Here is a 13,362-nt window from a genome sequence, read left to right as displayed (position 1 = left end):
AAAGACCATGACGAAGGGCCGGGATCATAACAAACCTGTGCGCTTTTGGAGCACGTGCTGCTTTTGCATGAATATCGTTCATGTTGGTACGAGCGTCATACTGTAGAATCGCGGGCGTTTTTTTCACGATCGGGATCATGGGCATGTCGTACCGCGTCATCAGCATTTTCTTGCTGTTCTTAAGCTGGGGCGCCGTTGCGCAGGAACCCGCGATCTCACCTTCTATTTCATATACGCGTGATATCCAGCCAATCTTCACCGAGAAGTGTGTGGCCTGCCACGCCTGCTATGACTCGGCGTGCCAGCTCAATCTGGGCAGCGGTGAAGGCGCAGGGCGGGGCGCGAGCAAGATGCCGGTCTACGACGGCGAACGCACTCAGGCGGCGCCGACTACTCGGCTGTTCTACGACGCTTTCGGCAAACGTGCCTGGCAGCAGAAGGGCTTTTATTCGGTACTCGACGCTCAGGGCAGCCAGGCGGCGCTGATGGCGCGGATGCTGGAACTGGGCCACAAAACCCCGCTGACCCCCAACGCCAAGCTGCCGGAAGACATCGTCCTCGGCCTGCAACGGGAAAACATGTGCGCGATGCCCGCCGAGTTTGACGGCTATGCCGGCGCCCACCCGAAAGAAGGCATGCCGCTGGCGGTGACCGGGCTGACCGATCAGCAATACCAGACCCTGCAGCGCTGGCTGGCGTCCGGTGCGCCGATCGACGAGCAGGGGCTGGCGCCGAGCGCCAAGGAAGCGCTGCAAATCGTCCAGTGGGAAAACCTGCTCAATGCGCCGGGCGCGCGACAGAGTCTGGTCGGGCGCTGGCTGTTCGAACACTGGTTCCTCGCGCATATCTATTTCAAGGACGGTGAGCCGGGGCACTACTTCCAGTGGGTGCGTTCGCGCACGCCGACAGGGCAGCCGATCGACCTGATCGCCACCCGCCGCCCGAATGACGATCCGGGCACTCAGGTGTATTACCGCTTGTGGCCGGTGCAAGGGGTGATCGTGCACAAGACCCACATCACCTATCCGCTGAGTGCGGCGAAGATGGCGCGGGTCAGGAGTCTGTTCTACAGCGGCAACTGGCAGGTCAACGCGCTGCCGGGTTACGGCCCGCAGAGCCGGGCCAACCCGTTCGCCACCTTCGAGGCGATTCCGGCGCAGGCGCGTTATCAGTTCATGCTCGATAACGCTGAATACTTCGTCCGCACCTTTATTCGCGGTCCGGTGTGCCGTGGGCAGATTGCGACGGATGTGATCCGCGATAACTTCTGGGCGCTGTTCCAGGCTCCGGAACACGATCTGTACATCACCGATCCCAACTATCGCGGCCAGGCCACGCCGTTGCTGGCAATGCCCGGGCAGAACGACGACGTCGGCAGTGTGCTGAGCCTGTGGCACAACTACCGTAACAAGCGCAACGAATACGAAGCCCTGCGCCGCGACAGTTACGCCGAACTGCCGGCTCCGAGCTGGTCAACCCTGTGGGCCGGCAACGACAACGCGCTGCTGAGCATTTTCCGCCACTTCGACAGTGCGTCGGTGACCAAAGGCCTGATCGGCGAAGTGCCACAGACCATGTGGCTGTTCGACTATCCACTGCTGGAGCGCACCTATTATCAGTTGGCGGTCAACTTCGATGTGTTCGGCAACGTCTCCCATCAGGCGCAGACTCGTCTGTATTTCGACCTGATCCGCAACGGCGCCGAGCAGAACTTCCTGCGCCTGATGCCGGCCGATTCCCGCGAGGACTACCTCGACGATTGGTACCAAAGCAGCGGCCAGTTCAAGATGTGGCTCGACTATGAGGCGATCGACGACGACAAACCGACCGCGCTGAAACTCGATCCGAAGGACCCGAAATACGACTTCGCCATACAGTTGCTGGCGCGTTACGGCGACCTGAATGCGCGGCCGGATCCGATCAATCGCTGTGACGGCGCCTATTGCTCGCGACCGAATATCGACCCGGCGCTACAGAACGCCGAGCAGGCGCTGAGTCGCCTGACCTCGCGTCCGGCCGCCGGTTTGAAGGTGATCGACCAATTGCCGGAAGCAACCATGCTGCGCATCGAATCTCGCAGCGGCAAACGCGAGATGTACAGCCTGCTGCGCAATCGCGCGCACAGCAACGTAGCGTTCCTGTTGGGCGAGTCGCTGCGCTATCAGCCAGGGCTGGACACCTTGACCATTTACCCGGGCGTACTCAGCAGCTATCCGAACTTCATCTTCAACATTCCGGCCGAGCAAGTATCGGAATTTGTCGATGCCATGGAGAATGCCAAGGATGCCGATCGTTTCGAGAAAATCGTCGAACGCTGGGGGATCCGTCGCAGTCATCCGCAATTCTGGTTCTATTTCCACGACCTGAGCCAATACCTCCACGAAACCGACCCGGTGGAAGAGGGCGTGCTGGACATGAACCGCTACGAGAATCTTTGATCGTTTGAGACCAACCTGCTGTCCCAATTCCAAGCAACACCGCACATTCCCTGTAGGAGTGAGCCTGCTCGCGATGGCGTCAGTCCATTCAGAATGGTTGTCGCCTGACATGCCGTCATCGCGAGCAGGCTCACTCCTACAAGGGGGCGGTGGTGGTTTTGAGAGTTGTGGACAGGAGCCGATCATGTTGATTTCAGTGCAGGCCCTGCGGGCGCTTGCCGCGTGGACGGTGGTTTGCCACCACTTCATGCAGATTTTCTTCGACTTCAAGGCCCGCGGCCCGGTCGGGCAGTTCTTCATCGATAAAGGCGCGGTCGGCGTCGATATTTTCTTTGTCATCAGCGGTCTGGTGATTTTCCTGTCCACCGAGGACAAGATTCTGCGGCCGGGGCAATTCCTGTTGTATCGGCTGTCACGGATTGTCCCCGCGTACTGGCTGTACACGCTGCTGATGGCGTTGCTGGTGGTCTTCGCCCAGCCGCTGTTGCCGGATCAGACGGTGGACTGGGCGCATTTCCTCGCGTCGCTGTTATTCATCCCTGCACAAAACCCCGGCGGCTATGGGATCTATCCGACGCTGAATGTCGGCTGGACGCTCAATTACGAAATGCTCTTCTATGTGTTGTTTGCGTGTGCGCTGGTGTTCCGCTGGCAGGTGCGCTTGCTGGTGGTCGCCGCGTTGCTGTTTTCAGCATGTCAGGCGTTCGGCTGGCTCAACGAGTTTTACCGTTCCGATATCGTCTACGAGTTCTTGCTGGGGATCGGCATCGGCGTGCTCTACCGCCGGGGCTGGATTGGCGCCGGCCTGTGGCTGCCGCTGTTGGCGATAGGCGCAGCATTGTTGGCGATCTATCACCTGGCGCCAGCGCCAAGGCTGTTGAACTGGGGTGTGCCGAGTGCGGTGCTGGTGATGGCCTGCATGGCGCTGGAGCGCTACGTCGAGTGCAGTCGGGTGATGAAGCTGCTCGGTGACTGTTCTTATTCGGTGTACCTGATGCACGTGCTGGTACTGTCGGTTGGCGGTTTTATAGCGCGGCACTACGGGATCAACCCATATCTGATGTTCATCATCTGTGCGCTGGCCATTGGCGTGGGGTCATGGTTGAGCTACGAATGGGTGGAAAAGCGCAGCTATCAGTGGCTTAAAGCGCGGATCGATGGCGAACCGATGCGCGCACCTGTCGAGAATCTTTCCCGACAAAAATACTAGGACTTTGTCCGGCGCAATGATTGGCGTAAACTGCGCCCAAGCCTGCGAGGAGTTTCCATGACCGCTATTACCATTACTGACGCCGCCCACGATTACCTGGCCGATCTGCTCTCCAAGCAGAACACCCCGGGCATCGGCATCCGCGTCTTCATCACCCAGCCTGGCACCCAGTACGCCGAAACCTGCATTGCCTACTGCAAGCCGGGCGAAGAAAAACCTGAAGATACCGCGCTGGGGCTGAAAAGCTTCACTGCCTACATCGACTCGTTCAGTGAAGCGTTTCTCGACGATGCCGTCGTCGACTACGCCACCGACCGCATGGGCGGCCAGCTGACCATCAAGGCGCCAAACGCCAAAGTGCCGATGGTCAATGCCGACAGCCCGGTCAACGAGCGCATCAATTACTACCTGCAAACCGAAATCAACCCGGGGCTGGCCAGCCACGGTGGTCAGGTCAGCCTGATCGATGTGGTCGAGGACGGCATCGCCGTGTTGCAGTTCGGTGGTGGTTGCCAAGGCTGCGGCCAGGCCGATGTGACCCTGAAGGAAGGCATCGAGCGCACCTTGCTCGAACGTATTCCAGAGCTCAAAGGTGTGCGCGACGTGACCGACCACACGCAGAAAGAAAATGCCTACTACTGAGTAAGGTGTTCACTGCGAACATAAAAAAACGGTGCTGTGGCGAGGGAGCTTGCTCCCGCTTGACTGCAAAGCAGTCACAATCCGGATAATGCATTTACCCGTGATGAATGGATTGGCTGATTTTGGGATCGCTCCGCGATCCGGCGGGAGCAAGCTCCCTCGCCACAATTGCTTCAGGGTCTGTAGAGGTGCGCATGCCCCGCGCGATACAGCGACGACTCGCTAAACACCTCACTGCCCAACACCCGTCCCACCAGAATCAACGCCGTACGCCGAAACCCTTTGGCCGCTACCTTCTCGGCAATATCCTCCAGCGTCCCCACTACCCAGTCCTGATCCGGCCATGTCGCCCGGTGAATCACCGCAATCGGGCAATCCGCGCCGTAATGCGGCAGCAGTTCGGCGATGATTTTCTGCAAATGATTGACCCCCAGATGAATCGCCATGGTCGCGCCATGCTGCGCCAGACTGCTCAGTTCCTCACCCGCCGGCATCGCGGTCTTGTCCGCATAACGGGTCAGAATCACGCTTTGCGACACGTCCGGTAGTGTCAGTTCCGCGCCAAGCAACGCCGCACACGCTGCGGTCGCGGTCACGCCGGGAATGATCTCAAACGGAATATTCAGCTCACGCAGATAACGAATCTGCTCGCCAATCGCGCCATACAGGCTCGGATCACCCGAATGCACCCGCGCCACGTCCTGGCCATTGGCATGGGCGGTTGTGATCAATTCAATGATCTGCTCCAGATGCAGTTCGGCGCTGTTGACCACGGTTTCGGCCTGATGCCCCTCCAGCACCGCGGCCGGCACCAGCGAGCCTGCGTAGATGATCACCGGGCAGCTGCGGATCAACCGCTGGCCTTTGACGGTGATCAGTTCCGGGTCGCCTGGGCCGGCGCCGATGAAGTAGACGGTCATGAAGAAATCCTGTGAAAAACGGGGCAGGGCAACACTTCAGATGAAGATTGCTCATGATCAAACAGGGGGGATTATCGGGATTTTACGCAGCGCCGGCCAATGCCAGTGTCGCCTGAGCGTATTTCTGCCGGGAAATCAGTAGTTTTGCCGGTGCCTGAATCAACTGCTCGGCAAGGGCCAGCGCGGCACTCTCCGCCACGCCGTAGCAACCGGTGCGCTCATAGGCGATTTGGGAGTGATGGCTGAGTCGCTGCTGGTAACTGGCCAATTCATCGCTGCTGAAATACAACAGCGGCAACGCCAACTGGCTGGCCAGTTCCTGCAAACCGGGTTCATCGCGTTTGAGATCGATGCTGGCCAGGGCCTTGACCGCTTCCAGCTCGATGCGATGCGCCTGCAACGCCTGATCGAGTAACGCGCGCAGCGTGCTGACCGGGCAGCCGCGCTGGCAGCCCAGGCCGACCACAAAGGTCGGCGCTGCGCGGTCATCGGTCATGCGTGGTATTGACCATCGCTTTTGCGGCGGAACAACCAGGCGCTGATCAGGCCCAGGGCCAGCCAGAACGCCACGTTGGTCAACTGCGAAGCGATTTTGAACTGGGCTTCCAGCGCCTCCGGGGCGAGCATCGAATGCACTTCCGGTTGCGGTGCGCCGATCACGTGCGGCACGGCGAGGATCGCCACGCCGAGCAGCTTCATCAACCAGTGGCGGCTGAACACAATCAACGCCAGGCCAACAGCGGTGGAAGCGGCGGTGCCGATCCACCAGGTTTGCCGCGACGCCAGATCGGCTGCAGCGGTGCCCGGCAGTTCAGGCGGCAGGCCCAGGGTCGGTGCGAGCACGAAGGTCGCGTAACCGGCCAGGCCCCAGAGCAGGCCTTGCGAGGTTTTGGTCGGTGCACGCAGGGTGTACAGGCCGGCGAGCATCAGGGCGAACCCGACTGCCACCACCAGATTGCCGCCGGTGGTCGAGACCACACGTTGCCAGCCATCTTCTGGCTCCCAGGCTTCGGCGTCATGGGTGTGAGCGGCGGTGCCGGCGGCGTGTTCGTGAACGGCCACAGGTTCGGATTTCTCGAAGGTTTCGGCCTGCAGAATCAGCGGCGAGACCCAGAAGCTTTGCAGCAAGGTCAGCAGCAGGGCGGCCAGCAGGCCGGTGAAACCTGCGGTTTGCGCGATACGCTTGATCATGTCGGCAGGTCTCAGTGGCACGGAAACGCGGCGCTGTGGCGGGTATCGTGAGCGGCGTTGTGCACCGCTTCGATGTGCGAGAAACCGGCGAAGTAAACGAGGCCGGCACCCAGGATCGACGCGAAAATCGCGGCGGTCAGGCGTTGGCTCAATGTGCTGGTGCTGGAGATTTTATCGGTGTTGCTGCCGGTGCTGCTGATGATCGACATGGCGCTTCCCTCTGGAGTGTCAGCGGGTCAACAGAGCGCATGAAAACCCCTGCGAGTCGGGCACGCAGAGGTTCGAACAGCGCCCGCCCACCGCGGGTTTGTTATGTTCAGCGACGCAAACTGCGCACTGTGTGTTGCGGGCCGGTCTCCGGGCTCACGAGGGGTTGGCGTCTGGCCGACCTGCAAGCATCACCTTCCCATGCCGTAATGGCACAGTGGATTTGACGCTTCGCTCGCTTACCGTTGCGGGGGCAGCACCGGACTGACATGGCTTTGAGTAAAGCACATGATTCACCGGTTTCCCGTTTCACCCTGTGAAGGGCACCCGTAACAAGTTGTGTAGGAGAGCATGAGGGGAGGATTTGAGTCAATTGGGATTGGGGGCATATCCGTTGCTGCGGTAATGGCCTCTTAGGGTTCCGCCCTTACGGCGGGTCACTTTTGGCAAACGCCCCAAAAGTAACCAAAAGGTCTTTGCCCTGACGTTCGGCCCTCGCCTAGGCTCGGGTTCCTTCGCTGCGGGATTCATCCGGGGGGCAGCGCCTACGGTTTGCTTCGCTGCACCTCCTCTCGCTGTGTTTGGCTGCGCCAAACGGTCGCTGCGCTCCCACCCCCGGATAAATCCCTCCACTCAGCCTGCCGACGGGCCTTCAGATCAAAAGCTTTACTCGAGCTAACGCTCATCGTGTTGAGTGGGGCGGCTTCGCCGCATGGGGTGCACGCTTTCAGCCTGCTGGCGATGGCGGCCTGCGAGCCGACCAATTTCCAACTGAACACGCCCATTCCAACTGTGGGAGCGGGCTTGCTCGCGAAGGCGGCCTGCCAGCCAACCAAACTCCAACTGAACACACCCAATCCCATGTAGGAGCTGCCGAAGGCTGCGATCTTTTGACCTGCTTTGGCTCTGGCTTTTGATGTGGCTTTTGATTTTTTGCCCCTTCGGCAGGCCGAGCGAAGGTGTCCATCAGGGGCAGGCGCGCAGCGCCATGCGGCGAAGCCGCATACATCGAGAGGAGGTGCAGCGAAGCAAACCGTAGGCGATGCCCCCTGATGGACACCGTAGCGAGGGAACACTGAGCCTCAGCGAAGTGCCGTACGCCGGGGCAAAGCCTTTTGGGTTACCTTTTCGGCGTTTGGAAAAGGTGACTCGCTGTAAGAGCGAAACCGCCAGCGGCGACACCCGCAGAAACGGATATGCCCCCAATCCAAAAAAACCAAACCCCTTAACCCGAAGTCTGGCAAAAGTGACCCGCCGCAACGGCGAAACCGCCAGCGGCGACACCCGCAGAAACGGATATGCCCCCAATCCAAAAAAACCAAACCCCGTAACCCGAAGTCTGGCAAAAGTGACCCGCCGCAATGGCGAAACCGTAATCAGCAACCCCCGCAGCAACGGATATGCCCCCAATCCAACCATTGACCGGTCACCAACCGATGCGTAGCCTTGCGCTTTCGAGGTTCTTCGGCCCACGCCGAAGCTAAGAAGGGAACGCGGTCAAAGCCGCGGCTGCCCCCGCAACTGTGAACGGTGAAGTTCGTTGCCACGCCACTGCCAGCTCAATCCACTGAGCCCGCGGGAAGGCGCAACGAACGCCAGGCGCAAGGCCTGAACACCGTCAGCCAGGAGACCTGCCTCGTGACAGATTTCTCACTACAACCGGGCGGGGTGATCCGGTGGCGAATTCTTCCGCGCGCACGCTCGCAGCGGATCTCGTCCCGCATGCCCGCCACCTTGCCAAAGGGCATCCGATGAAAACACTGGCCAAACTCCCCGTCACCATCGTCACCGGTTTCCTCGGCTCGGGCAAAACCACCTTGCTGCGGCACATGCTCGACAACGCTCAGGGCCGTCGCATCGCGGTGATCGTCAACGAGTTCGGCGAGCTGGGCATCGACGGTGAAATCCTCAAGCAATGCACCATCGGCTGCACCGAAGAAGAAGCCACCGGCCGCGTCTACGAACTGGCCAACGGCTGCCTGTGCTGCACGGTGCAGGAAGAGTTCTTCCCGGTGATGCGTGAACTGGTCGCCCGTCGCGGCGATCTCGATCACATCCTGATCGAGACCTCCGGTCTGGCTCTGCCAAAACCATTGGTGCAAGCCTTCCAGTGGCCGGAAATCCGCAGCGCCTGCACCGTGGATGCGGTGATCACCGTGGTCGACAGCCCGGCCGTGGCCGCTGGCACCTTCGCTGCGTTCCCGGATCAGGTCGATGCCCAGCGCAAACTCGATCCGAATCTGGATCACGAATCGCCGCTGCACGAACTGTTCGCCGATCAACTGGCCAGCGCCGATCTGGTGATCCTCAACAAGGCCGACCAGACCAGCGCCGAAGATCTGGCTCGCGTGCGAGCTGAAGTCGCCGAAGAACTGCCGCCGGCAGTAAAAATCATCGAAGCCAGCAACGGTCGCCTGCCGCTGGACGTGTTGATTGGTCTGGGCGCCGGATCCGAAGAACATATCGACAGCCGGCACAGCCATCACGATCACCACCATGACGGTGATGACGACCACGATGACCACGATCACGACGCCTTCGATTCGATCTCGATCGAACTGCCGCAAGCCGACGAAAGCCTGCTGCTCGACGCGCTGACGCAACTGGTTGTGCAGCACGGCATCCTGCGCGTGAAGGGCTTCGCGGCGATTCCGAACAAGCCGATGCGCCTGTTGATTCAGGGCGTGGGCACGCGTTTCGACAAGCACTTCGACCGCCAGTGGGGCGCTGACGAAGCGCGCGTCACCCGTCTGGTGCTGATCGGTCAGGAACTCGACGCCGCGCAACTCGAAGCGCAACTGCGCGCCGCGCTCAGCGTTTAAGCCATGCACCTGCTCAGGACCCAGCCCGGCGGTTTTGTGTCGGATGACAACATCGCCGACCTTGGACAAACCCCCGCCGAGCTGGTGATCCTGTGCAGCGGCGACTCCAGCCTGGCGCTGCTCGCCGAAGCTGCGCAGCAGTTGCCCGAGGATTATCCGAGCCTGCGTCTGGCCAATCCGATGCAGGTGCAGAATCATGCTTCGGTCGATTTGTATGTCGATGAAGTGCTGCGTCACGCCAAGGTCATTCTGATTTCGTTGCACGGCGGCATTGCCTATTGGCGTTATGGCGTCGAGCGTCTGGTGGAGTTGGCCGAGCGCGGGGTGCAGGTGATTCTGGTGCCGGGCGATGATCGTCCCGATCCGGAACTCAGCGACCTGAGCACTGTGCCCACCGAAGATCGCGACCGCCTCTGGCAGTTCCTGCGTCAGGGCGGCATGGGCAATGCGCTGGATTTCTTTCATTGTCTGGCCAACCGCTGGCTGGCGCGCGACTACGCCTGGGGCGAACCGCAAGCGCTGCCGCGTACGGCGATTTACCACCCACAGAAAAACACCGCCGCACTGAGCGACTGGCAAGCCGAATGGCTGCTCGGTCAACCGGTCGCGGCGGTGTTGTTTTATCGCTCGCATTTGCAGGCGGCCAACACCGCGTTCATCGATGTGTTCTGCCAGCGCTTGCAGGCGGCAGGGCTCAATCCGTTGCCGATTGCCGTCGCCAGCCTGAAAGAATCCGGCTGCCTCAGTGTGGTCGAGGACTGGCTGGACGAGGTCGAGGCAGCGGTGATTCTCAACACCACCGGGTTCGCGCAATCCAGCCCGGAAGCGCCGCATCTGCGCCCGTTCCGGCGCAATATTCCGGTGATTCAGGCGATCTGCGCCCAGGACAACGAACCCGGTTGGCGCGCCAGCGAGCAGGGCCTTGGCCCGCGAGATCTGGCGATGCACATCGCTTTGCCGGAACTCGACGGGCGCATCATCAGCCGGCCGATCAGCTTCAAGGATCTGGCCTGGCGCAGCGAGCGCAGCCAGTCCGACGTGGTCTGCTACCGGGCGCAACCCGAGCGCATGGATTTTGTCGCCGAGCTGGCCCGGCGCTGGAGCGATCTGGCGCGGCTGCCGAACGCGGAAAAACGCGTCGCGCTGATTCTCGCCAACTACCCGACCCGCGATGGTCGTATCGGCAATGGCGTCGGTCTCGATACGCCGGCGGCGGCGTTGAATATCCTGCGCGCGTTGCAGACCGAGGGCTTGCCGTTGACTGCTGAGTTGCCGGACAGCGGCACTGAGCTGATCCAGCAATTGCTCGGCGGCGTCAGCAACGACCTCGACAGCATCGACCTGCGTCCGTGCCAGCAAAGCCTGGCGATGGATGCCTATCTGGCGATGTTCAATGCGCTGCCGCAGGCCAATCGCGCGGCAGTGCTGGAACGCTGGGGCGCGCCGCAAAACGATCCGATGTGCCGCGACGGGCGGATGATGATCGCCGGGCTGCGCTTTGGCCTGACCTTCGTCGGCATTCAACCGGCGCGCGGTTATCAGGTCGATCCGAGTGCGGTGTACCACGACCCGGATCTGGTGCCGCCGCACGGCTATCTGGCGTTCTATTTCTGGCTGCGCAACACCTACGGTGCCCACGCGGTGATTCACGTCGGCAAGCACGGCAACCTCGAATGGCTGCCGGGTAAGGGCGTGGGGCTTTCGGAGAATTGCTGGCCGGACGCATTGCTCGGGCCGCTGCCGAACATCTATCCGTTTATCGTCAACGACCCGGGCGAGGGCGCCCAGGCCAAACGGCGCACGCAAGCGGTGATCATCGACCACCTGATGCCGCCGCTGACCCGCGCCGAAACCTACGGGCCGCTGCGCAATCTGGAACTGTTGGCCGACGAATATTACGAGGCTCAGTTGCTCGATCCGCGTCGTGCGCGAGAGCTGCAGCGTGACATTCTGCAACTGGTGCGCGAGACGCAGATCGACCGCGAACTGCAACTCGACGCCGGTCTGGACAGCGACGCCGATGCCGCGATCTGGCTGCCGCGTCTGGACACCTATCTGTGTGACCTGAAGGAATCGCAGATCCGCGATGGCCTGCACATCTTTGGCGAGTCGCCGACCGGACGTTTGCGCATCGACACGCTACTGGCCTTGCTGCGTATCCCGCGTGGCGACGGCAAGGGCGCGCAGTCGAGTCTGCTGCGGGCGTTGGCCAAGGCCTTCGAGCTGGGGTTTGATCCGTTGGATTGCGCACTTGCCGACCCGTGGAACGGCCCGCGCCCGCCGGAGCTGCAAAGCGTCAGCGACGAAGTCTGGCGCACTGCCGGCGATACCCGCGAACGCCTCGAACTGTTCGCCACCCACCTGATCTCCGAAACATTGCACGCCCCTTGTAGGAGTGAGCCTGCTCGCGATAGCGGTGTGTCATTCAACACTGAATTGCCTGACCTGACGCCATCGCGAGCAGGCTCACTCCTACAGGAACCGAGGGGGGCTGAAGTCAGTGCAATCATTGAAAATCTGTGCGAAGTCGTCGCCCCACGCCTCGACGCCTGCGGCCCCGCTGAAATGCGTGGCCTGCTCGACGCCCTGAACGGCCGCTTCGTCCCCGCCGGCCCAAGCGGCGCGCCCAGCCGTGGTCGTCTCGACGTGCTGCCCACCGGGCGCAATTTCTACTCGGTGGACGTGCGTAACCTGCCGACCACCACCGCGTGGCGCATCGGTTTCCAGTCCGCCACGCTGATTCTCGAACGGCACCTTCAGGATCACGGCGATCACCTGCGCCAGCTCGGCCTCTCGGTGTGGGGCACCGCGACCATGCGCACCGGCGGTGATGACATCGCCCAGGCCATGGCGTTGATGGGCGTGCGTCCTGTATGGGCCACCGGCAGTCAGCGCGTTGATGACTTCGAGATTCTGCCGCTGAGCCTGCTCGACCGACCACGGGTCGATGTCACGCTGCGGGTCTCGGGCTTCTTCCGCGATGCCTTTGCCAACCTGATTCGCTTGTTCGACGCGGCCGTGCAAGCGGTGGCGGCGCTGGACGAACCGGATGACCTCAATCCGCTGGCCGCGAAAGTGCGTGCCGAGCGCGAGGCGCTTTTGCAATCGGGGCTGGATGCCGACGCGGCGCGGCGCCAGGCCGGCTGGCGGATCTTCGGTGCCAAACCCGGTGCTTACGGCGCGGGTGTGCAGGGCGCCATCGATGGGCGTCTGTGGCAGAGCCGCGAAGATCTGGCCGAGGTCTACCTGAACTGGGGTGCCTACGCTTACGGCGGTTCTGACGAAGGCACCGCCGCCCGCGAGCAGTTCGTTCAGCGCCTGAGCCAGGTGCAGGCGGTGTTGCAGAATCAGGACAACCGCGAGCACGACCTGCTCGATTCCAACGACTATTACCAGTTCCAGGGCGGCATGCTCGCGGCGGTGGAAACCCTGCGTGGCGAAGCGGCGGCGAGTTATCACGGCGATCACAGCCAGCCGGATCTGCCGAAAATCCGCACCCTGAAAGAAGAGCTCAATCGGGTGATCCGCTCGCGGGCGGCCAATCCGAAATGGATCGACGGGGTCAAACGGCACGGCTATAAAGGCGCCTTCGAACTGGCGGCGACAGTCGATAACCTGTTCGCTTTCGACGCCACCACGCAACTGATCGATGATCATCAGTACGCGTTGCTGGCGGACGCCTATCTGCTTGATCCGGCGACCCGCGATTTTGTTCGTGAACACAATCCGCACGCGCTGCGCGACATGACCGAGCGCATGCTCGAAGCGCAGCAGCGCGGGATGTGGCAGGAACCCGGGGCCTATAAAGAGGCCCTGGAAAACCTGCTGTTGGATATAGAAGAAGACACCTGACACACCACAACATTTTGTAGGAGTGAGCCTGCTCGCGATAGCGGTGTATCAGCCAACCTATTTGTCGCTGACCCACCGCT

Annotated in this window: 9 protein-coding genes and 2 riboswitches; of the genes, 5 read left to right on the top strand and 4 right to left on the bottom strand. The window is 61.5% G+C overall.

The genetic code is table 11. The features are described 5' to 3' along the window. Nucleotides 1–143: 143 nt before the first annotated feature. The 3 genes from AC1RBR_RS14680 (at nucleotide 144) to nfuA (ending at nucleotide 4,290) form a co-directional block, all read left to right on the top strand. Nucleotides 144–2,438, top strand: a complete 2,295-nt coding sequence (locus tag AC1RBR_RS14680; protein WP_492565169.1) for a fatty acid cis/trans isomerase — start codon at nucleotides 144–146, stop codon at nucleotides 2,436–2,438. Nucleotides 2,439–2,622: 184 nt separating this feature from the next. Beyond that, nucleotides 2,623–3,648, top strand: coding sequence for an acyltransferase family protein (locus AC1RBR_RS14675; protein WP_492565167.1), 1,026 nt, complete (start codon nucleotides 2,623–2,625; stop codon nucleotides 3,646–3,648). A 57-nt stretch (nucleotides 3,649–3,705) separates the two neighbouring features. After that, nucleotides 3,706–4,290 (top strand): Fe-S biogenesis protein NfuA, encoded by a 585-nt coding sequence (nfuA, locus tag AC1RBR_RS14670; RefSeq protein ID WP_003225494.1) that lies wholly within the window; start codon nucleotides 3,706–3,708, stop codon nucleotides 4,288–4,290. A gap of 173 nt (nucleotides 4,291–4,463) precedes the next feature. Here nfuA and cobM read toward each other — a convergent pair whose 3' ends face one another. The 4 genes from cobM to AC1RBR_RS14650 all read right to left on the bottom strand — a co-directional run bounded on the left by cobM (nucleotide 4,464) and on the right by AC1RBR_RS14650 (nucleotide 6,610). Next, entirely contained in the window at nucleotides 4,464–5,210 is a 747-nt protein-coding gene (cobM, locus tag AC1RBR_RS14665; protein ID WP_492565165.1) for a precorrin-4 C(11)-methyltransferase, read from the bottom strand. Nucleotides 5,211–5,292: 82 nt separating this feature from the next. Beyond that, on the bottom strand, nucleotides 5,293–5,706 hold the full coding sequence (locus tag AC1RBR_RS14660) for a cobalamin biosynthesis protein (protein ID WP_041072679.1): 414 nt from the start codon (nucleotides 5,704–5,706) through the stop codon (nucleotides 5,293–5,295). Further along, on the bottom strand, nucleotides 5,703–6,401 hold the full coding sequence (locus tag AC1RBR_RS14655) for a CbtA family protein (protein WP_027613714.1): 699 nt from the start codon (nucleotides 6,399–6,401) through the stop codon (nucleotides 5,703–5,705). Before AC1RBR_RS14655 ends, AC1RBR_RS14660 begins: the two co-directional genes overlap by 4 nt. A gap of 11 nt (nucleotides 6,402–6,412) precedes the next feature. Continuing rightward, complete coding sequence (locus tag AC1RBR_RS14650) at nucleotides 6,413–6,610, bottom strand: CbtB domain-containing protein (RefSeq protein ID WP_095136197.1); 198 nt, start codon at nucleotides 6,608–6,610, stop codon at nucleotides 6,413–6,415. 122 nt (nucleotides 6,611–6,732) lie between these two features. Next, nucleotides 6,733–6,954: riboswitch (cobalamin riboswitch) on the bottom strand. 1,094 nt (nucleotides 6,955–8,048) lie between these two features. Continuing rightward, nucleotides 8,049–8,261, top strand: a riboswitch (cobalamin riboswitch). Between the two features lie 98 nt (nucleotides 8,262–8,359). On the opposite strand from AC1RBR_RS14650, the gene cobW reads away from it, so the two are divergent. Beyond that, nucleotides 8,360–9,430: a cobalamin biosynthesis protein CobW gene (gene cobW, locus AC1RBR_RS14645; protein WP_095136192.1), complete on the top strand. Its 1,071-nt coding sequence runs from the start codon at nucleotides 8,360–8,362 to the stop codon at nucleotides 9,428–9,430. A gap of 3 nt (nucleotides 9,431–9,433) precedes the next feature. Further along, nucleotides 9,434–13,282: a cobaltochelatase subunit CobN gene (gene cobN / locus AC1RBR_RS14640; protein WP_492565162.1), complete on the top strand. Its 3,849-nt coding sequence runs from the start codon at nucleotides 9,434–9,436 to the stop codon at nucleotides 13,280–13,282. The last annotated feature ends 80 nt before the right edge of the window (nucleotides 13,283–13,362 follow it).

It is taken from the genome of Pseudomonas sp. GW823-FHT01D03 (assembly GCF_058798255.1).
Note: the sequence above shows the minus strand (reverse complement) of the source record. Positions and strands in the feature narration are given on the sequence as shown.